The 25,714-nt window shown below is 54.3% G+C and carries 20 protein-coding genes and 1 other RNA gene; 17 read left to right on the plus strand and 4 right to left on the minus strand.

The window, feature by feature from the left end:
* Positions 1-88: 88 nt before the first annotated feature.
* From rsgA to mscM, 3 genes are all read left to right on the plus strand, one after another.
* Positions 89-1,144, plus strand: coding sequence for a small ribosomal subunit biogenesis GTPase RsgA (rsgA, locus tag B9Y90_RS13165; protein ID WP_008453624.1), 1,056 nt, complete (start codon positions 89-91; stop codon positions 1,142-1,144).
* A 77-nt stretch (positions 1,145-1,221) separates the two neighbouring features.
* The gene (gene asd / locus B9Y90_RS13170; RefSeq protein ID WP_085541475.1) at positions 1,222-2,181 is read left to right on the plus strand and encodes an archaetidylserine decarboxylase; all 960 of its coding nucleotides are present in this window, start codon (positions 1,222-1,224) and stop codon (positions 2,179-2,181) included.
* Between the two features lie 145 nt (positions 2,182-2,326).
* Positions 2,327-5,665 carry a miniconductance mechanosensitive channel MscM gene (gene mscM / locus B9Y90_RS13175; RefSeq protein WP_085541476.1) on the plus strand — a complete coding sequence of 1,113 codons (3,339 nt, stop codon included), beginning with the start codon at positions 2,327-2,329 and terminating at the stop codon, positions 5,663-5,665.
* A gap of 46 nt (positions 5,666-5,711) precedes the next feature.
* On the opposite strand, the gene B9Y90_RS13180 is transcribed toward mscM, so the two are convergent.
* Entirely contained in the window at positions 5,712-6,602 is an 891-nt protein-coding gene (locus B9Y90_RS13180) for a LysR family transcriptional regulator (RefSeq protein WP_008453630.1), read from the minus strand.
* A gap of 105 nt (positions 6,603-6,707) precedes the next feature.
* Here B9Y90_RS13180 and B9Y90_RS13185 point away from each other — a divergent pair, with 105 nt between their 5' ends.
* The 6 genes from B9Y90_RS13185 to B9Y90_RS13210 all read left to right on the plus strand — a co-directional run bounded on the left by B9Y90_RS13185 (position 6,708) and on the right by B9Y90_RS13210 (position 15,523).
* Positions 6,708-7,409, plus strand: a complete 702-nt coding sequence (locus B9Y90_RS13185) for a pirin family protein (RefSeq protein WP_085541477.1) — start codon at positions 6,708-6,710, stop codon at positions 7,407-7,409.
* Positions 7,410-8,557: 1,148 nt separating this feature from the next.
* Positions 8,558-11,224: a glycosyltransferase gene (locus B9Y90_RS27315; protein ID WP_085541478.1), complete on the plus strand. Its 2,667-nt coding sequence runs from the start codon at positions 8,558-8,560 to the stop codon at positions 11,222-11,224.
* Positions 11,224-12,672, plus strand: a complete 1,449-nt coding sequence (locus B9Y90_RS13195; protein ID WP_085541479.1) for a radical SAM protein — start codon at positions 11,224-11,226, stop codon at positions 12,670-12,672. Before B9Y90_RS27315 ends, B9Y90_RS13195 begins: the two co-directional genes overlap by 1 nt.
* Before the next feature lie 3 nt (positions 12,673-12,675).
* On the plus strand, positions 12,676-13,467 hold the full coding sequence (locus tag B9Y90_RS13200; RefSeq protein ID WP_085541480.1) for a hypothetical protein: 792 nt from the start codon (positions 12,676-12,678) through the stop codon (positions 13,465-13,467).
* Between the two features lie 81 nt (positions 13,468-13,548).
* A complete protein-coding gene (locus tag B9Y90_RS13205; protein WP_085541481.1) occupies positions 13,549-14,712 on the plus strand; it encodes an MFS transporter in 1,164 nt (387 codons plus the stop codon).
* A 16-nt stretch (positions 14,713-14,728) separates the two neighbouring features.
* On the plus strand, positions 14,729-15,523 hold the full coding sequence (locus B9Y90_RS13210; protein WP_085541482.1) for a hypothetical protein: 795 nt from the start codon (positions 14,729-14,731) through the stop codon (positions 15,521-15,523).
* Between the two features lie 41 nt (positions 15,524-15,564).
* Here the strand turns inward: B9Y90_RS13210 and B9Y90_RS13215 are convergent, their stop codons facing one another.
* Positions 15,565-16,662 carry an AAA family ATPase gene (locus B9Y90_RS13215; protein ID WP_085541483.1) on the minus strand — a complete coding sequence of 366 codons (1,098 nt, stop codon included), beginning with the start codon at positions 16,660-16,662 and terminating at the stop codon, positions 15,565-15,567.
* Positions 16,663-16,942: 280 nt separating this feature from the next.
* On the opposite strand from B9Y90_RS13215, the gene B9Y90_RS13220 reads away from it, so the two are divergent.
* Positions 16,943-17,869, plus strand: a complete 927-nt coding sequence (locus B9Y90_RS13220) for a bifunctional helix-turn-helix transcriptional regulator/GNAT family N-acetyltransferase (protein ID WP_085541484.1) — start codon at positions 16,943-16,945, stop codon at positions 17,867-17,869.
* A 56-nt stretch (positions 17,870-17,925) separates the two neighbouring features.
* Here B9Y90_RS13220 and rnpB read toward each other — a convergent pair.
* Positions 17,926-18,302, minus strand: an RNA gene (gene rnpB / locus B9Y90_RS13225) — RNase P RNA component class A.
* A gap of 59 nt (positions 18,303-18,361) precedes the next feature.
* Entirely contained in the window at positions 18,362-19,171 is an 810-nt protein-coding gene (locus B9Y90_RS13230; RefSeq protein WP_008453648.1) for a DeoR family transcriptional regulator, read from the minus strand.
* A 251-nt stretch (positions 19,172-19,422) separates the two neighbouring features.
* Here B9Y90_RS13230 and kbaZ point away from each other — a divergent pair, with 251 nt between their 5' ends.
* From kbaZ to kbaY, 7 genes are all read left to right on the plus strand, one after another.
* Complete coding sequence (kbaZ, locus tag B9Y90_RS13235; RefSeq protein WP_085541485.1) at positions 19,423-20,715, plus strand: tagatose-bisphosphate aldolase subunit KbaZ; 1,293 nt, start codon at positions 19,423-19,425, stop codon at positions 20,713-20,715.
* Positions 20,716-20,739: 24 nt separating this feature from the next.
* A complete protein-coding gene (gene agaV, locus B9Y90_RS13240; protein WP_061274525.1) occupies positions 20,740-21,213 on the plus strand; it encodes a PTS N-acetylgalactosamine transporter subunit IIB in 474 nt (157 codons plus the stop codon).
* A 10-nt stretch (positions 21,214-21,223) separates the two neighbouring features.
* The gene (agaW, locus tag B9Y90_RS13245; protein WP_039289638.1) at positions 21,224-22,006 is read left to right on the plus strand and encodes a PTS N-acetylgalactosamine transporter subunit IIC; all 783 of its coding nucleotides are present in this window, start codon (positions 21,224-21,226) and stop codon (positions 22,004-22,006) included.
* Positions 21,996-22,865 (plus strand): PTS N-acetylgalactosamine transporter subunit IID, encoded by an 870-nt coding sequence (agaE, locus tag B9Y90_RS13250; protein WP_085541486.1) that lies wholly within the window; start codon positions 21,996-21,998, stop codon positions 22,863-22,865. Before agaW ends, agaE begins: the two co-directional genes overlap by 11 nt.
* Positions 22,866-22,877: 12 nt before the next feature.
* Positions 22,878-23,312, plus strand: coding sequence for a PTS galactosamine/N-acetylgalactosamine transporter subunit IIA (gene agaF / locus B9Y90_RS13255; RefSeq protein WP_039289633.1), 435 nt, complete (start codon positions 22,878-22,880; stop codon positions 23,310-23,312).
* A gap of 348 nt (positions 23,313-23,660) precedes the next feature.
* Positions 23,661-24,818 (plus strand): SIS domain-containing protein, encoded by a 1,158-nt coding sequence (locus tag B9Y90_RS13260; RefSeq protein WP_085541487.1) that lies wholly within the window; start codon positions 23,661-23,663, stop codon positions 24,816-24,818.
* 10 nt (positions 24,819-24,828) lie between these two features.
* Positions 24,829-25,707, plus strand: a complete 879-nt coding sequence (gene kbaY / locus B9Y90_RS13265; RefSeq protein ID WP_085541488.1) for a tagatose-bisphosphate aldolase subunit KbaY — start codon at positions 24,829-24,831, stop codon at positions 25,705-25,707.
* The last annotated feature ends 7 nt before the right edge of the window (positions 25,708-25,714 follow it).

Here is a 25,714-nt window from a genome sequence, read left to right on the forward strand (position 1 = left end):
CGCCCACCCTTGACGATGGGTTAATTCGTATAAAATAGTGTGTATCATAGAGGTTTTGCCCACCAGGGGCGACCAGGAGCCAGTACGCTTGAGCAAAAATAAACTCTCCAAAGGGCAGCAGCGCCGCGTCAACGCGAACCACCAGCGTCGTCTGACAAAAACCGTGGAGAAAGCCGATTATGACGATGCCCAGTTTGGTGAACCGCGCGAAGGCACGGTCATCAGCCGCTTTGGCCAGCATGCAGACGTCGAGTCGCATGAAGGCACGGTACACCGCTGCAACATTCGTCGCACCATTCGTTCGCTGGTTACCGGCGACAAGGTAGTCTGGCGCTTAGCGAAAGAGGCCGCCGAAGGCGTCTCGAAAAAAGGGATTGTCGAGGCCGTGCATGAGCGCACCTCCGTTCTGACCCGCCCAGACTTTTACGACGGCGTAAAACCGATTGCGGCAAACATCGACCAAATCATTATCGTTTCGGCCATCCTGCCGGAGCTGTCACTGAATATTATTGACCGCTATCTTGTCGCCTGCGAAACCCTCGACGTTGAGCCACTGCTGGTGCTCAACAAAACCGATCTGCTGGACGATGAAGGCCGGGCCTTCGTTAACGAACAGATGGATATCTACCGCAAAATTGGCTATCGCGTGCTGATGGTTTCCAGCTACAAAGCAGAAGGGCTTAAAGAGCTCGAAGCCGAACTAGTAGGCCGCATCAGTATCTTTGCGGGCCAGTCCGGCGTAGGCAAATCAAGCCTGCTGAACCACCTGTTAGGCTTCACCGATAAACAAATTCTGGTGAATGACGTTTCCGACGTCTCCGGGCTTGGTCAGCACACCACCACGGCTTCCCGACTTTATCACTTCCCTGGCGGCGGCGATGTCATTGACTCCCCCGGCGTGCGTGAGTTTGGTCTCTGGCACCTCGAGCCTGAACAAATCACCCACGGGTTTGTCGAATTCCATGATTATTTAGGCCGTTGTAAATACCGCGATTGCCGCCATGACAACGATCCAGGCTGCGCCCTGCGTGAAGCCGTGGAACAAGGCCAGATCGCTGAAACACGTTTCGAAAACTACCACCGTATTCTGGAAAGCATGGCGCAGGTAAAAACGCGTAAAAGCTTTTCTGATACTGACAACTGACAATTAAGCTGGGCGTCGCTAGAATCGCCCCTTTTCTGTATCGGCCCACATGCAGGGCATTTAGCCAGGAGGCTATTTTGTTAGACAACATTAAACTTTCGCTGCAGTACATTCTGCCAAAACTGTGGCTGACTCGCCTGGCGGGCTGGGGCGCAAGCAAACGTGCTGGCTGGCTGACCAAACTGGTCATCGATCTGTTCGTCAAATACTACAAAGTCGACATGAATGAAGCGCAAAAGCCGGACACCGCCGCTTACCGCACCTTCAATGACTTTTTTGTGCGTCCGCTGCGTGATGACGTGCGCCCGGTAAATACCGACCCTAACGTGCTGGTGATGCCTGCTGACGGCGTGATAAGCCAGCTGGGCCGCATCGAAGAAGATAAAATCCTGCAGGCAAAAGGCCATAACTACAGCCTGGAAGCGCTGCTGGCAGGTAACTACCTGATGGCCGACCTGTTCCGTAACGGCAGCTTCGCCACAACTTACCTTTCACCTCGCGACTACCACCGCGTGCACATGCCATGTAACGGCATTCTGCGTGAAATGATCTATGTTCCGGGTGACCTTTTCTCCGTCAACCACCTGACGGCGCAAAACGTCCCGAACCTGTTTGCCCGTAACGAGCGCGTGATCTGCCTGTTCGACACCGAATTTGGCCCAATGGCGCAGATTCTGGTTGGTGCTACCATTGTTGGCAGCATCGAAACCGTTTGGGCGGGCACCATTACGCCACCGCGTGAAGGTGTGATTAAACGCTGGACATGGCCTGCAGGCGAAAGTGAAGGTGCCGTTGCGCTGCTGAAGGGCCAGGAAATGGGCCGCTTCAAGCTGGGCTCGACGGTGATTAACCTGTTTGCGCCAGGCAAAGTAAACCTGGCAGAACAGCTGAAAAACCTGTCAGCCACCAAAATCGGCGAAGTGCTGGCTGTCTCAAGCGAACCTGTCATTGAGCCTGAAGTGCCGGTGAGCGAAATCCCTGCCGAGGTACTGGACACCAAAGCAGACGAATCCGACGCGCCAAAAACCGCAGAATAACGTCTAAAATCAGGCGACGGGTCACCCCGAAGTCTGAAAGCTCACAGCACTTAACCACGAAAATCAACCCATTGATTTTCTGCTAAAACATCCAGGAGGGAAACATAGTTTTCCCTCTTTCCCAGCAACGTTATAGGTAACTGACGTGCGCCTGATTATCACTTTCCTGATGGCCTGGTGCCTCAGCCTGGGGGCATACGCAGCGACAGCTCCCGACGCAAAACAAATCTCGCAGGAACTGGAGCAGGCTAAGGCCGCCAAAAACACGCCTAATCAGGCGGAAATTGTAGAAGCACTCCAGTCGGCGCTGAATGCGCTGGACGAGCGTAAAGCCTCGCTCGAACGCGCCGAACAATACCAACAAGTCATTGATAATTTTCCTAAACTGTCGCAAACCCTGCGTAAACAACTGACCAACCTGCGTGATGAACCCGAGGAGGTTTCCCCGGGCATGAGCAGCGATGCGTTGAACCAGGAAATCCTGAAGGTCAGCAGCCAGCTTCTGGACAAAAGCCGCCTTGCTCAGCAGGAACAGGAAAGAACCCGGGACATCAGCGATTCGTTAAGCCAGCTCCCTCAGCAGCAAACGGATGCACGCCGCCAGCTGAACGATATCGAGCGCCGCGCCGGTGCCCAGCAAAGCGGCAGTACCCCGCTTGCCCAGGCCCAGCACTTCCTGCTGCAGGCTGAATCAGCACGCCTGAAAGCGCAGGTTGATGAACTCGAACTGGCTCAGCTTTCCGCTAACAACCGCCAGGAGCTTTCGCGCATGCGCGCCGAACTGGCGCAAAAGCAAAGCACCCAGTTGGATGCCTATCTCCAGGCGTTGAGAAATCAGCTCAATAGCCAGCGCCAGCGTGAGGCGGAACAGGCGCTGGAAAGTACCGAACTGCTGGCGGAAACCAGCGCTAACCTGCCGCCGGAAATCGTCGAGCAGTTCAAAAATAACCGCGAACTCTCCCAGGCCCTTAATCAGCAAGCTCAACGTATGGATCTGGTTGCCTCTCAGCAGCGCCAGGCCAACAACCAAACGCTGGAGGTCCGCCAGGCACTGAATACGCTACGCGAGCAGTCTCAGTGGCTCGGTGTTTCCAACGTGCTGGGTGAAGCGCTTCGTGCCCAGGTCGCCCGCCTGCCGGACATGCCCAAACCGCAGCAGTTGGACACCGAGCTGGCTCAGCTGCGCGTAGAGCGACTGCACTATGAAGATTTGCTCAATAAACATGCTCAGCTGCGACAGGTTCGCCAGGCAGACGGCAGCCCGTTGACGTCGGAACAAAATAAGATCCTGCAGGCCCAGCTTCGCACCCAGCGTGAGCTGTTGAATTCGCTGCTGCAGGGCGGCGATACCCTGATCCTTGAACTCACCAAACTGAAAGTCGCCAACAGCCAACTGGAAGATGCCCTGAAAGAGGTGAACGAAGCGACCCACCGCTACCTGTTCTGGACGTCGGACGTCAGCCCAATCGGCATCAGTTGGCCACTGGAAATCGTCCAGGATCTGCGGCGTCTGGTGTCGCTGGATACCTTTAGCCAGCTGGGTAAGGCCGCAATCATGATGGTGACCAGCAAAGAGACGCTGCTGCCGCTCTTTGGCGCACTAATTCTGGTCGGGTTTAGCATTAGCTCTCGCCGCCACTTCACGGCCTTTCTGGAACGCTCCAGCGCCAAAGTAGGTAAAGTAACTCAGGACCACTTTCGCCTGACGCTACGTACCGTCTTCTGGTCGATTCTGGTCGCCTCTCCGCTACCCGTGCTGTGGGCAACGCTTGGCTATGGTTTGCAGGAGGCATGGCCTTACCCTATCGCAGTGGCGATTGGCGACGGCGTTACCGCCACGGTTCCCCTGCTTTGGGGGGTGATGATCTGTGCGACCTTCGCGCGCCCTACCGGGCTGTTTGTGGTGCATTTCGGCTGGCCGCGTGAGCGCGTAGGCCGGGCGATGCGCTACTACATCATGAGCATCGGCCTGATTGTGCCGCTGATCATGGCGCTGATTATGTTCGATAATCTCAACGACCGGGAATTTTCAGCCTCGTTGGGCAGGCTTTGTTTCATCATGATTTGCGGCGCGCTGGCCATCGTCACCCTCAGCCTGAAACGCGCCGGGCTACCGCTCTATCTCGACAAGCAGGGCGATGGTGACAACATCGTCAACACCATTCTTTGGAACCTGCTGCTTTGCGCACCGCTGATGGCCATTCTGGCAGCTGTCGTTGGCTACCTGGCGACGGCTCAGGCGCTGCTGGCGCGCCTGGAAACCTCCGTGGCTATCTGGTTCCTGCTGCTGGTGATTTATCACATCATTCGCCGCTGGATGCTGATTCAGCGCCGCCGACTGGCCTTTGACCGTGCCAAACATCGTCGGGCTGAAATCCTTGCCCAGCGAGCGCGTGGCGAAGAAGAAACTGCGCATGCCAACAGCACTGAAGGATCGGCCGAAACCGTGGACGAACCGGAAGTCGATCTGGATACCATCAGCGCCCAGTCCCTGCGTCTGGTTCGCTCGATTCTGACGCTGATCGCCCTGCTGTCGGTGATCGTTCTGTGGTCGGAAATCCACTCGGCGTTTGGCTTCCTCGGTAACATCACCCTGTGGGATGTCACCTCCACGGTTCAGGGTGTGGAAAGCATCGAGCCGATTACGCTTGGCGCGGTACTGATTGCCATTCTGGTGCTGATTATTACCACCCAACTGGTGCGTAACCTGCCCGCACTGCTGGAGTTGGCGATTCTCCAGCACCTGAACTTAACTCCCGGCACCGGCTATGCGATCACGACCATCACGAAATACCTGCTGCTGCTGATTGGCGGACTGGTTGGCTTCTCGATGGTGGGGATTGAGTGGTCTAAACTGCAGTGGCTGGTAGCGGCACTCAGCGTGGGCTTAGGCTTCGGTTTACAGCAAATCTTTGCCAACTTCGTCTCCGGCCTGATTATTCTGTTCGAGAAGCCGATACGCATCGGCGACACGGTGACCATCCGCGATCTGACGGGCACCATCACGCGAATCAACACCCGCGCGACAACCATCAGCGACTGGGACCGCAAAGAAATCATCGTGCCGAATCAGGCCTTTATTACAGAACAGTTCATCAACTGGTCGCTTTCGGACTCAGTCACGCGCGTGGTGCTCACCATTCCGGCCCCATCAGAAGCAAATACGGAAGAGGTCACCCAGGTCCTGCTGGAAGCCGCACACCGCTGCACGCTGGTGCTCGATATGCCAGCGCCGGAAGCCTTCCTGGTGGATCTCCAGCAAGGTATCCAGGTGTTCGAACTGCGTATTCATGCGGCGGAAATGGGCCACCGAATGCCGCTGCGCCACGAAATCCACCAGCTGATTCTGCAGGGCTTCCGCGAGCACAACATCGAAATGCCGTTCCCACCGTTCCAGATGCGTCTGGAGAGCCTCGGCGGGCAGCGTAGCAGTAAGACGATTAAATCCGCGGGAAGAGCCGCCAGAACGCCTGGCAGCCTGTAATTTTAAGGAAGGGAAAAAACGCGTTGGCAAAAGCCAACGCGTTTTTTTATTTCAGCAGCTTGGGCAGCTCACGCAGGCACCAGGCTTTGGCCTCGCCCATGCTGTCGCGCCGCCATGCCATAATGATATCAATCTCGTTGGTATATTCCGGGCTAACCACCCGCAGGCGGCCTTCGGCAATATCTTGCTCCACCAGCGGATACGGCATTGTTGCCACACCAAGCCCGGCCAGCAGCGCCAGCCGCTTCTCTTCGATAGAGCTCACCGTCAGGCGCGGCTGTTTGTCTAACAAGCGCACCGTTAACACCGGCCTTTCACGGGCGGTATCGGCCACGGCCACGCCACGATACTTCACGCGGGTCACCTCAGAAAGTGGCTCCGGCTCCTGATGAATCGGATGATCCGGGGCGGCAACGTAAACGCTCATCACTTTATATAGCTTGCGGGAGTTAATCTCAGAGGAGCTACGGAAGTGCATATCCGGCGCGATAACGATATCCGCTCTGCCCTGCTCCAGACGTTCCCAGGCCCCGGCCAGCACTTCGGTAAAAATAGATAATTGGGTGTCGGCTTTATCGGCCAGCTTATCCACCAGCGGGAACAGTTTTTCCGTCGGCACCAGCGCTTCGGTGACGATAGTCAGGTTTGCCTCCCAGCCCCGCGCCAGCGCTTCCGCGTCAGTGGTCAACTTATCCGCCGCCTCGAGTAGTACACGTCCTCGTTCCAGCAGCATGCGTCCCACGTTGGTAAATTTGGTGCGGTGACCCGAGCGGTCAAACAGCACCACATCCAACTCCTCTTCCAGTTTTTGCATGGTGTAGCTGAGCGCGGACGGTACACGTCCCAGCTCGTCGGCCGCAGCGGCAAAGCTTCCGCGTCTGTCGATCGCATCCATGACCCTTAACGCTTCCAGCGTCAACGCCCTTTCTTTCGCCATTTCGTTCTCATTCAGGAAATTTGAACATACCGAGCAGATTAACTGGCTAACAATGCAGCGTCCAGACCCTTAACATGGGTTTAGTGTAAAGAGAGGTCAAGAATTATGATTACGACAAGAACAGCCAAACAGTGTGGTAAAGCTGACTACGGATGGCTGCAGGCTCGCTACACCTTTTCTTTTGGACACTACTTCGACCCTAAACTGTTGGGCTACGCCTCTCTGCGCGTGCTCAACCAGGAAGTGCTGGCCCCTGGAGCCTCGTTTCAACCGCGCGGCTACCCGAAAGTAGACATCCTTAACCTGATTCTGGAAGGGGAAGCGGAATACCGCGACAGCGAAGGCAACCATATCCAGGCCAGCGCCGGTGAAGTTCTGCTGCTTTCCACCCAGCCGGGGATCAGCTACAGCGAGCATAACCTCAGCAAAGAGAAATCGCTGACGCGTATGCAGCTGTGGCTGGACGCCTGCCCGGATCGCGAAAATCCGCTGGTGCAAAAGATCCCGTTAGCGGGAGTATCGCATCAGTTGATTGCCTCGCCGGATGGCAGCAATCACAGCCTGCAGCTGCGTCAACAGGTGTGGATCCACCACATTGAGATGGAAAAAGGCGAGCAGCTAAGCTTTCAGCTTCACGGCCCACGAGCCTATCTGCAGTCGATTCACGGCACGGTACATGCGGTGACGCCATCAGAAGAGAAGGAAGCACTTACCTGCGGCGATGGCGCGTTTATTCGCGATGAGGCGAATCTCACCCTGGTCGCCGATACGCCGCTGCGTGGCCTGCTGATCGACTTACCGGTCTAACCTACCGTCTGCCTCTTTCGTCCTGAAAGGGGCAGTATCCCTCTATCCCTGGGTATTTCTCAGCAAAATTCACCCTCCAGAAAACCGCCTCATCCAGGCCACAAGCCGCATACGGCGAAATATTGTCACGCCTACGAATAACATCCTCGATATATTCTCATTGGTTTTGGTGCTTCATTACTTTGGTTAATCCTCACCAGCACGATCGATGCAACCGCTAACTCATTCAAATATTTCGATAAATTATTATTCAACCTTGTAACCAGCGCGCGCGTAGACTATCGATTCCAATTATGTAAAAGCCCCATATGGTAAGTAAATATTTAGTGGCTGCGTTTCCTCTAGCCCTTACTATTTATCATGATTTAAATAATAACCTAATATTTATAATAAGTTACGAAGACCGGATGGTAATTTTACTCTTCCCATACCAAAGCTAAGGGTTAGGTATATCTGAGAGCGCTCTTTTATTAGAGTAAAGCGGTAAATTGCCTTTTATATTTCTCAAATGCCAGCCTTGTGGCAGTCGGAGCAGCAGACACAGAAGCAGCAAACTCGCACCACGTTGGGAACATTCCCAATTTTTTGTCATTTTTGAAAATCAGTATCTAAACGTTTACGTAATTCATTATTTAAAAGGCCTAAAATGGATATTAATGCGCGTCAGGTTATTAAAAATACAGCTTTAAAAACAAAAACAGAATGTGTGATAACGCTCACCAACTGGAACGTTCCCGCTTTACGGTAAAAAATAGAGATGTTTAAGATTGCGTGGTCTTTTGAACAACTTTTTTTCGGAATCCAACACCACTAAAAAAATCAAAAAACTGACAATTACAAAATCAGAAAAATGCCAGATAAAGCGAACCGGAAAAATTAAGAAAACCGGTGAACGCTCTCGGCCTAAAAATAAATAAAATATAACACTGGTAAACGCCACAGCGTTTAGCTATCCCGCAAGCTTATTCTTGCAGGCACTTTGATACATACAGCACTTGAAAGTCAGCGCCAGCACGGCTGCTGGCGATGTTTTCTGAATTTGCCGGTTCTGAATGGCTTCGGGCGTTATCGAAAACGCAGTCATTCGGGATGTATCAATTGCTTACAACAAATAAGCGTAGCAGTTTCGCTTAAAAGGGGTAGTCGCCATGGACGTTTATGGTCAAAGATATGCCATGTTTATCTCTTTTGATGCTGTTGCCGTCTCGGGTATTACGGTAGAAGCATTAAAAGTCTCGCAAAACCTTAAACAAAAAGGCATCAACTCTTATCTCGATCTTGGGTATGACATTAAAGTTGACAAAGGCAACTTTAATAAGCCTTACGATCATGAACCCGAAATTTATCGCGATGCTTTTACCTTAACGCGCATCAGTGAGATTACATCTGTCCCCCATTACTCCCCAGCGTTTATTGAAAAAGCACACTCTGTACTTATCAGTGAAAGGCTTTCTGTTTCATTTGAAGAAAAAGCAGAAATAATCCGTGCCGTTGAATATTCCGCCCAAAGCCTGGCCGAAAGAATTTTACTTCAATGGGAACAACTACGAATTTGCACTGTGATTGTCGAAAACGGCACACTGCCAGAGAATATTATTTACACCCGCGCACTTTATCTCGCTATCGAACAATACGGCCACCGTCACCAGTTAGGAAATTTTGTTATCTGGCGGGATCACGACCTCATGTGGAACAGCGAGAAAAATATCATGAAGTATGGTTTACCGCCGTATAACCATGCCATTAAACCTGTCAAATCCCCTTTTATTAGCTACGTTACGCTGAATAACGATCTCAAAGAAAAGCTGGAACACTGGTGCCAGCGGGAAGTCGATATTCACGTAGTGAAAAATACCTACTGCTTTACCGGGCAACAGGCGCTGAAAAACATCCGGTCATCCCTGGATATTTCCGCCGATGACATAGTCATTGCCCGAACGACGCGCATCATTCCGCAGAAGCGCCTGGACCGTGACGTACTGCTGGTACAACGCCTTAACCACCTGTTCAGAAAGCACAATATTGATAAAACCGTCTGGCTTTTGATCGCCGGTGATACCCGTGAGCACGCCACGCATACTGGCGAGCTGGAACAGCTGGCACAGGAACTGGACATTGCCCCTTATGTGAAGTTTCTTGGCCCGCTACACCATAACTTCATGCCCATGAGTTTGGGAAAAATCACCATCGAGGATCTCTACCATTCCTGCGACCTGGTGTCGTTCCTGACCTCGTGGGACTACGACAGCTACGGCAATCCCATTGGGGAGGCGATCAGCAGCCAGCGCTGCTACATCACCACCCGCTATGAATACTACCCGGAAGTCTACGGCCAGCACGGCTTTGAAGCCCCGGTGATGCCTATCTCAGACGAGCAGGACGGCCTGCCTGACGAAGCCTTTATCAACGAAGTCTTTTTGCTGCTGATCAATAAACCTGAAATGGATCGTATAGCCGCAAAGAACTTCGCCATCGGCAAAAACATCCTTTCTAACAACGTGATGGACATTCTGAATATCACCGCCCCAGGAGTAGATATGCGCGATAACATTTTCGTCTCGGTAGTGCTGCCTGTTTACAATGAAAGCGACCGAATTGATGAAGTTTTAGCCTCATTATTTGGCCAACAAACGCATGGCCGATTAATAACCCATGACGCTTATGAAGTGATCATCGTGGACAACAACTCCCGCGATGATTCCGTGGCAAAGATAAACCGCTTCAAAGAAACACATCCGGCGATGGATGTGCACATCATTCAGGAGAAGATTCAGGGCGTATCTTCGGCCCGTAAATGCGGTATGGATTACGCAGCCCTGCGCTCAAGGGCACGCGATGCCCGGCTGGGCAAAAGCAATAAACACTATATTGTCTCCGCCGATGCCGACTGCACCGTGGATCCTTACTGGCTGCATACCCTGATAGAAAAAATGATTGCCGACGACGGCGATCTCGGGACCTGCAATTACTACTACGACCGTGAGGCTTTCCAGCAGCGCCCTAACCTCTTCCGTGAAATTCAAAAAACCCTGCGCTGCCGCGACGTGTCGTTCTCATTGTTCGGTGGCTTCCCGGATGGCAAAGGCTTCGCCGTGGAGCGCAGCCTGTACGAAAAAATTGGCGGCATCGAGATCTTCTACCAGTTGGAAAAAGGCCGCTTCGTGGAACACCTTTCGGACGACTGGGATTTCGGCATCAAGATCATCGCCTGGGGCGGCAAGCCGGTTTACGCCAAAGAATCCTTTGTGGAGATCAACAGCCGCCGCGTGGACACCATTATTGACGATGTGATCAACGGCATCGCCTACGGCAGCGACGGCATCATCATCATGAAAGACGTGCGCCCGGATGTCTCAATCCAAAAAAACACGCTGATTGACCTCACCGAGGAGCAGGCCAGGCAGGGCTGGGAATACTCCATCAAAGACTACATCCCGAAAAACATCGTTCTTCCGGCCCTGCTAAATCCGCACATCTTGCTGGAGAACGAGCGGGTACGAACCTTTTTCTCACCGCAGGTTGCTGAGCGGCTATATCAGCGCATTCACGCGATAAAGCGTGAGATGAGCATCATCGACTTCAAGCCGATCCATAGCTACAAAACGCCGGCCTACCGGCTCTATTTCGAGTTCCGCCACGAGATATTCACCGCGCTGCGTAACGCCGTCGGGGAGGATATTGGTTTTGCGCCACCGCTTCCGGCCTGCTTTGACAGCGTCGCGGAAAAAGATTTCGAACGCTTTGTCTGGTACTTCTGTGAAGATCGCGAGTCCGGTGAAGCCCACAACTACTTTGCCAACGGAGGTGTTTTCTGATGAATACCGAAGCTCTCGCGTCCTTAAAAGATCTCGATCCGGCCTATCCGGTTCCGGCAGTTTACGGCTTCCTCTCCCAACCGGAGAACGAGGCTTTTCTGGACTATGTCCATAAAGATCCTTTTGGCTGCCATGTTTTTCCCGGTGACATTGAGCACTACCCGCTGGAGTCGTTTTTTGCCGATATGGAGCACGACATCCGGGCTGCGAAACAGATCCATCTGTGGGCCTATATTCCCACCTGCCGTTACCGCTGCCACTTCTGTCAGTATCCAACGGTGATCCTCAACCCGAAATCACCTTCGGCGGAAGGCGTCTTCCGGGACCTGGTGGACTACAACATTAAAGAAGCGAAGATGTGGCTGGAAAAAGTGCCGAGTCTGTCAAAAGCGGAAATTGGCGAATTCAACATCTTTGGCGGCACGCCTTCCCTGCTCCCGGAACCGGAACTGCGCCGGCTGATGGACTTCTATTACACGCACTTTAATTTCTCTGCGGCAACGCTCCGCTTTGAAGGCGAACCCGGGACATTAAACCGCGAATACATCGGCATTCTGAAAGAGCTGGGTTTCAGCAAAATCAGCTTTGGCACCCAATCCTTCAACGACGCCATTATTGCCGCCTGTGGCCGCCAGCACACCGCCGACGAGTGTGAAGAAACCATCCGCAGCGCTCGGGAACAGGGCATCGAGTGGGTCAGCGTCGATCTTATCTACGGCATGCTGGGCCAAACCGTGGATGACGTAAAGTACGACATGGAGCGCACCCTGGAACTGGATCTCTCCCACGTCGTCTGCACCAAGCTGCACATGGAAGAGTTCATGAAAACGCGCACCGGCGTATCCGGCGAACGTGAAAGCCTGTGGCAGAAAAAAGGGCTGATCAACATGAACAACATGACGTTCCCAGGGCTGGGCAAGCAATACCAAATGCGCGAACTGGTCGAGAAATACCTCACCGAGGGCTATCGCGAACACCCCACGATGTATTTCCACCAGAACCACCTGGAAGCTGAAAAGTGGAAAGGGCTGATCACCGATCTGGATAAGCAGTATCCCGAAGTTGCCATCGGCCTGGGTGGCAGTTCGAAATGCACCCGCGCCGAAGCCATCAACATCACCGGCTATAAGCAATATAAGCAGTACCTCGACGAAGGCCGTCTGCCTATCGAAGAAAGCCACGGTATTTCACCGGAACAGCGCGAAGTTAACGCCTTCAAAATGGCCCTCTCCACGCTGATTCCGGTGGACGACGCCGTGTTCGCAACCCGCTTCAACGGCAACAGTTTTTTTGAAAACCGCATCATCAAGCCGACGCTGGAAAAACTGCAGGCAAAAGAACTGGTGGTGATTGAGCAAGGCGTGGTCACGCTGACGCCCATCGGCGTCACGCTGGTTGAAGCCATCATTAACACGCAGTTTATCTCAACCGACGCAGAGCAGGAGTAACCCATGAGCCACTCTTCAACTACGCCGGTTTTCAGTCTGTTTTACATCGCTATCGACACCGAAGCAGGCATTACCCAGCAGGCATTTGAAACCTTTGTGCAAAACAAAGGCGTGCATATTCCCTGCTATCCAGGCTGGCGCTGGACGCTGCTTCGCGGGCTGCGCGGCGAACGTGCAGGGCAATATTTGATGCTGTTTGAAATCGAAAATGCGGCAATGCGGGATCGCTATATGGCCGCAGACGGCAACCAGACCGGACAGGCTCGTGAGTTCTGGCGGCAGCATCCTGAAGCCGAAGCGCTGCTGGCAGAATGGCGTAGCTACGGCACGTTCAGCGAACTGCCAACCCTGTTCACCGATTATCGCCTGCTGGCGGAAAATAAGAAAAGTACCGTCCAGCCGGGTCCCCGCTATCAGCAGCAGCCCCCGGTTGCTCGGGTGATTGGTATTCACAACCTGGCGTTGCGCCCCAACGTCAGTGCCGAACAGTTTGAAAGTTTTATCGAGGGTAACCATCACCGGATTGAAGATTACCCGGACTGGAAATTCCGGCTGTTGAAAGGGGAGCGGGGTAACCGGCTCGATCAGTATGTGGTGCTGATGGAAATCGCCAGCCTGGAGGCACTGGATGTCTTTTACCCGGAGCCGGATATTGCCACCGACGAAGCGGCCAAATTCGCCAAAGCGCACCGCGATACCAAACAAATGTACGAGGAATGGAAAAAACTCGCCTCGTTTTCCGGGTCACCGCAAATCTATACCGATTACCTCTCGGTAGCAGAAAGCCTTAATTAACGCTTACCGCCGCGCGTGCCCGAAGGACCGGGCACGACGCATTCACGCGAGTGAATCCACACACTGAGTCACGAAATTACTATGACGATTAACTCAACCCCAACCCTGGCGGACGTACAGTCGCGGGAACAGCACGCCACACGCGCCATATTTTTTATGGCCGGTTTAGCCATGTCGTCCTGGGCCCCGTTAATTCCTTTCGCCAAAGCGAGGCTCGATATTAACGACGGCGCTTTAGGGCTACTGCTCTTTTGCATCGCCGCAGGCTCAATGCTCGTCATGCCGTTTACCGGCCGCCTGATCACAAAATTTGGCGGCCGTCGGCTGATGATCCTCAGCGTGCTGGGGCTTGCCGCGGATTTACCGCTGCTGATGCTGTTTGACCAGCGCGAAGCCATGGCGCTGGCTTTGCTGCTCTTCGGCACCTTCAACGGTCTGCTCGACGTTGCCATGAACGCCCACGCAGTGGTAGTCGAACAGGAAAGTGAGCAGGCAAAAATGTCCGGCTTTCACGGCTTTTACAGCATCGGCAGCATTGCCGGTGCGGGTAGCGTCAGCTTCTTTCTGTGGCTGGGGGCGACTCCGCTGCTTGCCGTGTCCGCTATTGCCATTTTTCTGGCTTTGCTGCTCTTCGCTTCTTCCCGCAACATTTTGCCTAAACAGAATAAAGCCACGAGCGGCAAAGGCGAGACGTTACACGTGCTGAGCCATCCGCCCGTGCTGGTCATCGCGGTACTTTGCTTTTTCGTCTTTATGCTTGAAGGCGCCATGCTGGACTGGTCGGCAGTATTTATGACCTCCGAGCGAGGTATGAGTGCTTCGCTAGCGGGCTTCGGCTACACCTTATATTCCATTACCGTCACGCTTGGGCGGCTCAGCGGCGATCGCCTGGTCAGCGCCCTGGGCGGCAAGCTCGTGCTGCTCCTCGGCTGCGCCATTGCTGGCACCGGGATTGCCCTGCTCGTCTTTACCCAGTGGGGCACCCTGCCGGGATTTATCCTGGTCGGAGCCGGGCTCGCCAACATTATTCCCATTCTCTTTACCTCTGCCGGTAACCAGCCGGGAGTTTCAGCAGATTTCTCCATCCCTGCCGTCACGCTTTTTGGCTACAGCGGCCTGCTCGCAGGGCCTGCATTGATTGGCTTTATCGCCCATCACATTGGGCTCAGTTTGACCTTCAGCGGTGCCCTGTTGCTGCTTTTGTTTGTGGCTTCAGGTTCGCCATTTATTTCTCGCCAGCGTTAACGAAACAGGAGTTTGTATGAGTCAGTCATCACCGGCAGTATTCAGTCTTCACTATGTGGGCCTTAACCTGAAAAAGGGCGTCACCGAAGAGACGTTCGAAGCCTTTGTGCAAGCCAAAGGCGTGCAAATCCCCGCCTATCCGGGCTGGCGCTGGACCTTGCTGAAAGGCCTGCGCGGCGAGCGTCAGAACCAATACCTGATGTTGTACGAAGCAGAAAATGCCGACAGCTACGCGCGCTATATCGATAGCCAGGGGGAACAAACCGAGCAGGCGCGTGCTTTTTGGCGCGATCATCCTGCGGGCATTGAGCTTATCAACACCTGGAAAACCTTCGCGACGTTTGGCGAGCTGCCAACGATTTTCTCCACCTATCAGCAGCTCGCTGAAAACGAACATAGCTCTTTGGCAGAAGGGCCAAACTACCAGCTACGCGACGGGCAGGAACCGATTAAACGTGTCGTCGGGTTGCACAATCTGGCGCTGCGTTCAGGTGTTTCACCGCAGACTTTCGATGCATTTATCCGCGACAACGTTCACCGTATTGACGACTACCCAGGCTGGAAATTCCATATGTTGAAAGGCACCGGCGGCAACCGCATCGAGCAATATCTCGTGATGCTCGAGATAGAGAGCCTCGCCTCGCTAAACTCTTTCCACCCGGAACTGGACGTCTCCACGGAGAAATCGCTGCAGTTTGTGAAGGATCATCAGGAAAGCGAAAGAATGTACGACGAATGGCGCGAACTGGCTTCCTTCTCTGGTGCCCCGCAGCTTTATACCGACTACATCACCATCGCCGGTAGCCTGTAACCTTACGTTTCCCTTCTCCTTACGGGGAAGGGAAAGCGGCGTCAGGCCAGCTGGGTCATCGTGGTTTCCCCTTTCTCAATGCCTAACTCGTACAGCGTAAACGCCGTATGTTTTTCAATAAGGGTTGCCAGTTCAGGCGAGTGGCTGGTGAGCCAAATTTGCGTGTAACGACTTGCCTCGGCAATCAGGCGGGCAAGCGCCGGGAGCATTTGCGGATGCAGGCTATTCTCAGGCTCATTAAGCGCGATAAACTGCGGCGGCCTCGGGCTGAGCAGCGCCACCGCCAGGCAGAGAAAGCGCAGCGTGCCGTCTGAAAACTCCGCGGACTCCAGCGGGCGATTAATCCCCTGCCGGTTCATCATCATCTGAAAGCGCCCGCCGCTGTTATCACAGAAAAACGTACATTCCGGGAAAGCCTGCTCCAGCACGGTAAACATCAGCTCGCTGTCGCCAATTTCGACGATGGTCTGAAATGCGGCGGCCAGGTTTAAGCCATCGCCGGACAGCACCGGAGAACGATAGCCCACCTGCGGCAGCCTCAGGCCAGCGCCTTTGGAAATATCGAACTCGTGGTAGAAGCGCCAGTTACGCAGCGTCTCCCTGGCGCTGGAGACTTCCGGGTACAAATGCGGCTCGCCAAGCTGGCCAAAGAGGGATTCATTTTCGTACAGCGTGGCGGCGTGAGTGACCTTTTCACCGTTGACGTTATTAAGGAAAACCGTCTGATTGCGCCGCTGCATGACCGACGACGAAGGGCGCCGCCGGTAGCCGCTGAGCCAAATTTGCTCCTCTTTAACGATAGGATCGAGGCCAAACATCGTCGGGTACGGCAGCGGCTCGGGGAAGCCCACCTGCAGTTCATATTCAAACGTGTCAGTTTCGACTGCCAGCGTCAGCCTGCGCGGCGCGCTGGCGTAGCCGCGGGCACGATCGCCCGCCCACATGGCTTTCTGGATCCCGCCTTCATCAGAAAGCCAATGAGACAGTTGCCCACTCCCCGCGCCGTGGATCAGATGGATCGCCTTATAAATATTAGACTTACCGCACCCGTTTGGCCCAAACACCACATTCAACCTGCCCAAATCAATGGAAAGCTTACGCACGGAACGGTAGTTGTCGATGTACAGGGATTTGATCATGATTTTTCGCCACAGTGAAACTTGAGGAGCATTATGACAAATACCCGCCAAAGCGCACTTGTTTGCCGACAGAGGCTCAAAGCGATCCCACCGCAACCGCAATGTAAAAGCACAGCACGGCAACGATCGTGCCGATCACAATCCTTCTGTCCGTTGCATCCGGTTCTCTGTTTTGCATCCTGCCCTCCTGGTCACTTGCCTGCCTGTTTAATTTCGGTATGATACACAAACTAGTTAACGGTGTTAACCAAATACATTTCCCTCATTGATGTGAGTTGCTATGCAGACCAACGAAATTGAAGAATTCCGCGCCGCGCTGCGCGAGATGGTGCGCGAGCTGGGCATGCTGAACCGGAAAAGCAGCGGGACCGATCTGTCGCCGTTACAAAGCCATATTTTGATCGAACTTGATCGCGAGCCAGCCGGGGTAACGGAGCTCGCCCGCCGCCTGTGCGTGGAAAAATCCAGCATTAGCAGAACGCTTCGCGGTCTTGAAAGTGCCCATCTGCTGGCAAGAACGCAGGATGAAAGCGACGGGAGAGCCACTGTGTTCAACCTGAGCGACGAGGGAGTTATCGCGCTGAAAGATCTCACCGAACACGCTAACGACTTCACGGCCCAGGCCCTTTCTCTGGCATCAGACAGCGAAAAGCAGCAGATCTATCAGTCGGTCAAATCGCTGACTCGCGCGCTGGTCAATGCCCGCAGCCAGCGGGATCTTCAGGTTAAGATCCGGCCCATTCGCGCAGAGGACAATCTCGCTATTGCCGACGTGATCCGCCAAAGCTTCCGCGATAATAAAATCGATCATCTGGAAGGCGTGAGCCTGCACGATCCGGCGCTGAATGACCTGACCAGCGCCTACCAAAACTCCGGTTCCGGCTACTGGGTAGTTGAACACGAAGGCAAGATTTTAGGCGGCGTTGGCATCGCCCCGCTGCAGGGCGCAGGTGAAGAATATTGTGAATTACAGAAACTCTATCTGGACAGCAGCGTGACGGGCATGGGCCTGGGAAGACGCCTGATGGCGCTGGCGATAGAGCAAGCCGAAGCGTTCGGCTATCGATACTGCTACCTGGAAACGCTAAATGAACTCAGCTCGGCGGTCTCACTCTACGAAGCGTTCGGTTTCAAGCATCTGGACGGCAGCCTGGGCAACACCGGCCACAACAGCTGTGAGATCTGCATGCTTAAAACGCTGAAATAGGCTGTGTTGAAAACAAAACGCCCCGCAAACTTGCACCTGCGGGGCGTTTATTAAGAAGTTGAAGCTGACCGATAAGCCGGGTTCTGTCGTGGACAGTCATTCATCTAGGCCAGCAATCGCTCACTGGCTCAAGCAGCCTACCCGGGTTCAGTACGGGCCGTACCATGTGAACCCCTATTTGGCCTTGCTCCGGGTGGAGTTTACCGTGCCACGGACTGTTACCAGCCGCGCGGTGCGCTCTTACCGCACCCTTTCACCCTTACCTGATCCCGCTTGCGCGGGCCATCGGCGGTTTGCTCTCTGTTGCACTGGTCGTGGGTTTCCCCCCCAGGCGTTACCTGGCACCCTGCCCTATGGAGCCCGGACTTTCCTCCCCCTCGCCCGTCTCCCCCGAAGAGGACGACGACGAAGCGGCGACTGTCTGGTCAGCTTCGGCGCGCAGTATAGAGGGTTTCATCTCCCCTGTCACGCGGGCCCGCCAGAAACGAAAAGCTAGTCGCCCACCAGCACAACCTCAATCCCGCTCTTACGCAGCGCGCTCAGGCTATCTGCAGGAATGCCTTTATCGGTGATTACCCGGTGAATGCGCTGGATATCGATGATTTTATGCAGGCTGGAGCGGTTAAATTTACTGGAATCTGTCACCACGATAATACGCTCGGCGACTTCGCACATCTTGCGGTTGAGGCGCGCTTCATCCTCGTTATGGGTACTCACACCGCGTTCCGGGTCGATAGCATCCACCCCGAGGAACAGCATGTCGAAATGATAATTTTGCAGCGACTGTTCCGCGCTGTCGCCGTAAAACGATAGCGACTGGCGACGCAGGTGCCCGCCGGTCATCAGCACCTCAACCCCTTCAGCTTCTAACAACGCATTAGCCACGTTGATACCGTTGGTCATGGCGATCACTTCTTTATGCTGGCGCATTAGCCGGGCGATTTCATATGTCGTGGTGCCGGAGTCAAGAATCACCTTGTCGCCGGGCTGGATCAAGTCCGCCGCTACACGCGCGATGCTGCGCTTCAGTGAAGTATTCAGCGAGCTTTTATCCTCCACCGAAGGCTCTGCTACGACGCTGCCGGGCTCACAAATCAGCGCTCCGCCGTAGGCACGAACCGCAATGCCCTGCTTTTCAAGAAACGCGAGATCGTTGCGAATGGTGACGGTAGAAACACCAAAAAAAGAAGATAAATCATTTACCTGCACGCTTCCCTGCTGGCGAAGGCGCTGAATAATCTGCTCGCGCCTTTCGCTGGTACCCGGAATACGTTTGTCCGTTGCGGTATCGCTGTTGCTCATAGGATAACCTTTCAATATATCTTTCGTTTCATTTCTATTTGCCTATTAACACCTTTCTTTTAGCAGAAAGCAAGCCCCGGGAATTTTCATTCAAAAGGCCCAGTCAGCACATCAATGCCTTTCATTATGTTTCTTTTGCGAAACAGATCGCAATTCCAATATCTTTCTTTTTATTCTCAATCGTCATTCAGGCACGATTAAATGAAATGAATCGAAAGAAAATGTTTTAACCCATCGCCGTGGAGAGGAAAGTGAAACAGTTGATCGAATTTGTCGCTAACCATAAACGGAACAACCAGTGCGGGATCTTTGCGGTGTGCTCCGCGCATCCGCTGGTGCTTGAGGCCGCCATGCGCCACGCTCGCGAAGCCGACACCAGCTTGCTTATTGAAGCGACCTCTAACCAGGTGGACCAGTACGGCGGCTATACCGGAATGACGCCTGCGGATTTCTGCGGTTTCGTTTATCAACTCGCGGAACAACACCGCTTTCCTTATGCCAACCTGATACTCGGCGGCGATCATCTTGGGCCAAACCGCTGGCAAACCCGGCCTGCAGAAGAAGCAATGTCCCATGCCGAAGAGCTGATTCGTAGCTATGTCGCCGCAGGCTTCAAGAAAATACACCTCGACTGCAGCATGTCTTGTGCAGACGATCCGGTGCCGCTCACGGATGACGTCGTTGCCGGGCGAGCAGCCAGACTGGCGCTAATTGCCGAGCAAACCTGTATCGACCACTTTGGCCATGCCGATTTGGTGTACATCATCGGTACTGAAGTGCCAGTCCCTGGCGGTGCCCATGAAACTCTCGCTGAGCTCGCCGTCACCACGCCGCAGGCCGCAAACGCTACGCTGGAAGCTCACCGCCAGGCCATTGCAGAACAGGGGCTAAGTGGAATCTGGCCGCGAATTATTGGCCTTGTTGTGCAACCCGGCGTCGAGTTCGACCACACCCAGGTGATTGACTACCAGCCGGAAAAAGCCCGGGCGCTAAGCAAACTCATTGCAAATTCGCCAACGATGGTTTTTGAAGCGCATTCAACGGATTACCAGACCACGCAGGCGCTGCATCAGTTAGTGGAAGATCACTTTGCGATCCTAAAAGTCGGCCCGGCCCTGACTTTTGCCCTGCGTGAAGCCCTTTTTTCCCTATCAGCCATTGAGCGAGAACTGCTCCCGGCACACAAATGCTCCGGCCTGAGGGACGTCCTGGAAAGCGTGATGCTTGACCACCCGGAACACTGGCAGCAGCACTATCACGGCAACGGCGATGCGCTACGCCTGGCACGCGGCTACAGCTACTCTGACCGCGTGCGCTACTACTGGCCGGATCGCGATATCGATGAGGCTTACGATGTGCTAGTCAGGAACCTTGCCCACGAGCCTATTCCGCTGCCGTTAATCAGCCAGTACCTGCCGCTTCAGTACGCCAAAGTGCGGGAAGCACAGCTGGCGGCTAAACCTCATGAACTGATTATCGACCATATTCAGGATGTGCTGCGCCAGTATCACGCGGCCTGTCACGGTGAGCAAAATTCTCATTAACACAATGATAATAAGGGAAATACCATGCCAAATATTGTCTTAAGCCGCATTGATGAGCGCCTGATCCACGGTCAGGTTGGCGTGCAGTGGGTCGGGTTTTCCGGCGCAAACCTGGTCCTGGTCGCGAATGATGAAGTCGCTGAAGATCCCATCCAGCAGAACCTGATGGAGATGGTGCTGGCGGAAGGAATTGCGGTGCGCTTCTGGCCGCTGCAAAAAGTCATCGACAACATTCACCGCGCAGCGGATCGCCAGAAGATCCTGCTGGTCTGCAAAAATCCGCAGGATTTCCTCACCCTGGTAAACGGCAACGTGCCGGTAACGCGCATCAACGTGGGCAACATGCACTACGTCGAAGGCAAAAAGCAGGTGGCTAAAACCGTGTCGGTTGATGAACAGGACATTACCGCCTTCTCCGGCCTGAAGCAGGCCGGCGTCGAATGTTTTGTGCAGGGTGTACCGACGGAATCAGCTCAGGATCTCTATAAACTTCTCTGAGGTATTTGCTATGGAAATCAGCTTACTGCAAGCGATAGCCCTGGGCCTGCTGGCCTTTATCGCCGGTCTGGATATGTTCAACGGCCTGACCCATATGCACCGCCCCGTCGTCCTTGGCCCGCTGGTTGGCCTTATTCTTGGCGATTTACACACCGGTATTCTCACCGGCGGCACACTGGAGCTGGTATGGATGGGCCTGGCTCCGCTCGCCGGCGCGCAGCCGCCTAACGTCATTATTGGCACCATCGTCGGCACGACTTTTGCCATTACCACCGGCGTGAAGCCCGAAGTCGCCGTCGGCGTCGCGGTGCCTTTTGCAGTTGCGGTGCAGATGGGCATCACCTTCCTGTTCTCCGTGATGTCCGGCGTCATGGCGCGTGCCGACCGCATGGCAGCAAACGCCGACACCAATGGCATTGAGCGCATTAACTATCTGGCGATGCTCGCACTCGGCATCTTCTATTTTATGTGTGCCTTCTTACCCATTTATTTTGGCGCTGAACATGCCAAAACGGCCATCGACATGCTGCCCGCGCGGCTGATTGACGGGCTGGGCGTCGCCGGGGGCATCATGCCGGCTATCGGTTTCGCCGTACTGCTGAAAATCATGATGAAAAACGTTTATATCCCCTACTTCATCATCGGCTTTGTTGGCGCAGCCTGGTTGAAATTACCGGTGCTGGCGATTGCCGCCGCCGCGCTAGCGCTGGCCCTGATGGATTTGATGCGTAAAGACCCTACTCCACCGCAGCCCGCTCGCGTCCAGAAAGAGGAATTCGAAGATGGCATCTGATACCCAAACGCTTTCACAGGCCATTGAGTCTGAGAACATCATCGCAAACGATAATATTTATGAAGATCAGAAGATTGGCGCGGAGCTAACCCGGAAAGACATCAACCGCGTGGCATGGCGTTCAATGTTGCTGCAGGCCTCGTTTAACTACGAGCGTATGCAGGCCTGTGGCTGGCTGTATGGCCTGCTGCCTGCCCTGAAAAAGATCCACACCAACAAACGCGATTTGGCGCGGGCGATGCAGGGGCATATGGGGTTCTTCAATACCCATCCGTTCCTGGTCACCTTTGTGATCGGCATTATTCTGGCGATGGAACGCTCGAAGCAGGATGTAAACAGCATCCAGAGCACAAAAATTGCCGTTGGTGCTCCGCTCGGTGGCATCGGGGATGCAATGTTCTGGCTGACGCTGCTGCCAATCTGCGGCGGCATCGGCGCCAGCCTGGCGCTTCAGGGATCGATACTCGGTGCCATCGTGTTTATCGTGCTGTTTAACGTGGTGCATCTGGGTCTGCGTTTCGGCCTGGCACACTACGCTTACCGCATGGGCGTGGCGGCCATTCCGTTAATTAAGGCCAATACACGTAAAGTAGGGCATGCCGCTTCCATCGTCGGGATGACCGTCATCGGCGCCCTCGTTGCAACCTATGTTCGCCTGTCCACTACGCTTGAAATTACCGCCGGGGATGCGGTGGTTAAGCTTCAGGCTGACGTCATCGACAAACTGATGCCGGCGTTTTTGCCGCTGGTCTATACCCTGGCAATGTACGCCCTGGTGCGCCGTGGCTGGAGCCCTTTGCGCCTGATTTGCATCACCGTCGTTTTAGCCGTTGTTGGGAAGTTCCTTCACTTCCTCTGAGGAGAAAAGCAGATGTTAAGCATCATTTTGAGCGGCCACGGAGGCTTTGCCAGTGGGATGGAACAGGCAATGAAACAGATCCTTGGCGAGCAGCCGCAGATTATTGCCATCGACTTTCCAGAAACCTCCTCCACCGCACGGCTGACGGAACAATTTCAAGCCGCTATCGGCCAGTTGGATGAACGCGAAGGTTTGGTCTTTCTGACGGATTTGCTGGGTGGCACGCCTTTTCGTGTTGCCTCGACGCTGGCGCTTGAGAAGCCGGGACGCGAGGTCGTTACAGGCGTCAATCTGCAGCTACTGCTGGAGATGGTACTGGAGCGCGAAGGGCTAAACGGCAGCGAGTTTCGCCGGATGGCGCTGGAATGCGGGCATCGCGGCCTGACCAGCCTGGTCGACGAGATGGCGCGCCACCGGGCAACGGAAGCCAGCGAAGAAGGCATCTGAAGTAAAAGATCGGATTGCTCATCTCCAGTTTCGCCCCCCGTTTAATGCAGGCGGCGGCTCCTGCTGCTTTCATTATGCATCACTTTGGCCTGTGGCGAGATCCGCTACGGGCCTTTCTTTTTCTTTTCTTAATTGTTTTATTTTCAATAAAAACGATTAAAAACAACATATTATTCACAAACGAAGATCTGCGTCATGATTTTCGTTTTATTTCATTTTGTATATTGATCTTGTCGATTCCTTTCTATAAATTTTCATAAAGCACTATAAACCATAAAATGAAACAAAACGAAAGATCATGGGCGATAAAAAGCCGACATCTGACGCTGTAATGCTAAGGACTGAGTCATGAGTGAAACTTCCACGGCCACAGATCGCAGCCACACGACCTGGACTGAAAAAGAGATCCGCCAGCAGCCCGTGAGCTGGATCCGTTCCCTACAACAGATAGACCGCACGCGCGACGAGATCGCCGCCTTCCTTAATCCGCTACTTGCGAACGACAAGTTAAAAATTATCCTTACTGGCGCTGGGACCTCGGCATTTATCGGCGACATCATTGCACCATGGCTGTCTCGTCACACCGGCAAACAGTTTGTTGCCGTGCCGACTACGGATCTGGTGACCAATCCGCTGGACTATCTCTCCCCTGAACAGCCCACGCTGCTGGTTTCCTTCGCTCGCTCCGGTAACAGCCCCGAGAGCGTCGCTGCGGTGGAACTTGCCAACCAGCTCGTGAAATCCTGCTATCACATAACCATCACCTGTAACGAGGGCGGTAGCCTCTACCGCAGCGCGCTGGAGGACAACCGTTCACTGCCGCTGCTGATGCCTGCGGAAACTCACGATCGTGGTTTTGCTATGACGAGCAGCATCACGACCATGATGGCCAGCTGCCTTGGGGTTTTCGCCCCGGACGTTATCAACACGCAGTCATTTCAGGATGTCGCTCACCGCTGTGCCCAAGTCATTCATTCACAAGGCAATTTCGGCGAAATCCCGTTTGGCGATCTTCCCTACGAACGCGTGGTCTACCTTGGCAGCGGTGGCTTGCAGGGCGTGGCGCGAGAAGCCTCTTTGAAGGTGCTTGAGCTCACTGCTGGCAAGCTGGCGGCGTTTTATGACACACCCACCGGCTTCAGGCACGGTCCAAAATCCCTGGTCAATAATAAAACGCTGGCGATCGTGCTGGTCTCAAGCGATCCGTACACTCGCCAGTACGATCTGGATCTTCTGGCGGAGCTGCGCCGCGACGGCCTGGCTATGCAAACGATCGCCATTTCAGCCTCCATCAGCCCTGAAATCACATCAGGTCCTCACATCCTGATGCCTGCGGCAGATCGCACGTTCCTCGATGTTGAGCAGGCGTTTTGCTTCCTGATGTATGCCCAGGTTTTCGCCCTCACCTCCTCTGTTAAAGCAGGCATTACGCCGGACACGCCCTCCGCCAGCGGCACGGTTAACCGCGTAGTTAAAGGCGTCGTCATTCATCCCTGGAAAGGCTGAGAGGTTCATCATGAGCATTATCTCCACGAAGTATCTGCTTCAGGACGCGCAGGCCAGAGGCTATGCGGTACCGGCGTTTAATATCCACAATGCCGAAACCATCCAGGCGATTCTTGAAGTATGCAAAGAACTGCATTCCCCAGTGATCCTCGCCGGTACACCGGGCACTTTTAAACATATCGCTTTCGAAGAGATTTACGCGCTGTGCCACGCCTATTCCGAAAGCTACGGCATACCACTGGCGCTGCACCTCGATCATCACGAAAGCCTGGTGGACATCAGCCGCAAAGTTAACGCTGGCGTGCGCAGCGCCATGATTGACGGCAGCCACTTCCCCTTTGCTGACAACGTGAAGTTGGTGAGATCCGTAGTCGAGTTTTGCCACCACAACGACTGCAGCGTCGAGGCCGAACTGGGCCGTCTGGGCGGCGTGGAAGACGACATGGATGTGGATGAAGAAAGCGCTTTTCTGACCGATCCGCAAGAAGCCCGCCGTTTTGTCGAGCTCACCGGCGTCGATAGCCTGGCGGTTGCCATTGGCACCGCGCACGGCCTGTATACCAAACGCCCGAAAATAGACTTCAAACGGCTGGGCGAGATCCGCGACGTCGTCAGCATCCCGCTAGTGCTGCACGGCGCGAGTGACGTGCCTGACGAGTTTGTTCGCCGTGCCATCGAGCTTGGCGTCTGCAAAGTGAATGTCGCCACGGAATTAAAAATCGCCTTCGCCGCAGCGGTGAAAGAATGGTTTGGCGCTAACCCGGAAGGCAACGACCCACGCTTTTACATGCGCGTCGGCATGGACGCGATGAAAGAAGTGGTGCGTAGCAAAGTCGCTGTATGCGGCTCGGCGAATAAGTTGCTGCCGGAATCAGCAGCGGCGCTTTAACTCTCTG

This window comes from Cedecea sp. NFIX57 (genome assembly GCF_900177785.1).
GTDB lineage: Bacteria > Pseudomonadota > Gammaproteobacteria > Enterobacterales > Enterobacteriaceae > Cedecea > Cedecea neteri_C.

What these genes read in the sequence shown, in the direction of transcription:
- B9Y90_RS13180 (WP_008453630.1), bottom strand. Translation starts at nt 6,602, where the DNA reads ATGGCGAAAGAAAGGGCGTTGACGCTGGAAGCGTTAAGGGTCATGGAT.
- B9Y90_RS13185 (WP_085541477.1), top strand. Translation starts at nt 6,708, where the DNA reads ATGATTACGACAAGAACAGCCAAACAGTGTGGTAAAGCTGACTACGGA.
- B9Y90_RS27315 (WP_085541478.1), top strand. Translation starts at nt 8,558, where the DNA reads ATGGACGTTTATGGTCAAAGATATGCCATGTTTATCTCTTTTGATGCT.
- B9Y90_RS13195 (WP_085541479.1), top strand. Translation starts at nt 11,224, where the DNA reads ATGAATACCGAAGCTCTCGCGTCCTTAAAAGATCTCGATCCGGCCTAT.
- B9Y90_RS13200 (WP_085541480.1), top strand. Translation starts at nt 12,676, where the DNA reads ATGAGCCACTCTTCAACTACGCCGGTTTTCAGTCTGTTTTACATCGCT.
- B9Y90_RS13205 (WP_085541481.1), top strand. Translation starts at nt 13,549, where the DNA reads ATGACGATTAACTCAACCCCAACCCTGGCGGACGTACAGTCGCGGGAA.
- B9Y90_RS13210 (WP_085541482.1), top strand. Translation starts at nt 14,729, where the DNA reads ATGAGTCAGTCATCACCGGCAGTATTCAGTCTTCACTATGTGGGCCTT.
- B9Y90_RS13215 (WP_085541483.1), bottom strand. Translation starts at nt 16,662, where the DNA reads ATGATCAAATCCCTGTACATCGACAACTACCGTTCCGTGCGTAAGCTT.
- B9Y90_RS13220 (WP_085541484.1), top strand. Translation starts at nt 16,943, where the DNA reads ATGCAGACCAACGAAATTGAAGAATTCCGCGCCGCGCTGCGCGAGATG.
- B9Y90_RS13230 (WP_008453648.1), bottom strand. Translation starts at nt 19,171, where the DNA reads ATGAGCAACAGCGATACCGCAACGGACAAACGTATTCCGGGTACCAGC.
- agaV (WP_061274525.1), top strand. Translation starts at nt 20,740, where the DNA reads ATGCCAAATATTGTCTTAAGCCGCATTGATGAGCGCCTGATCCACGGT.
- agaW (WP_039289638.1), top strand. Translation starts at nt 21,224, where the DNA reads ATGGAAATCAGCTTACTGCAAGCGATAGCCCTGGGCCTGCTGGCCTTT.
- agaE (WP_085541486.1), top strand. Translation starts at nt 21,996, where the DNA reads ATGGCATCTGATACCCAAACGCTTTCACAGGCCATTGAGTCTGAGAAC.
- agaF (WP_039289633.1), top strand. Translation starts at nt 22,878, where the DNA reads ATGTTAAGCATCATTTTGAGCGGCCACGGAGGCTTTGCCAGTGGGATG.
- B9Y90_RS13260 (WP_085541487.1), top strand. Translation starts at nt 23,661, where the DNA reads ATGAGTGAAACTTCCACGGCCACAGATCGCAGCCACACGACCTGGACT.
- kbaY (WP_085541488.1), top strand. Translation starts at nt 24,829, where the DNA reads ATGAGCATTATCTCCACGAAGTATCTGCTTCAGGACGCGCAGGCCAGA.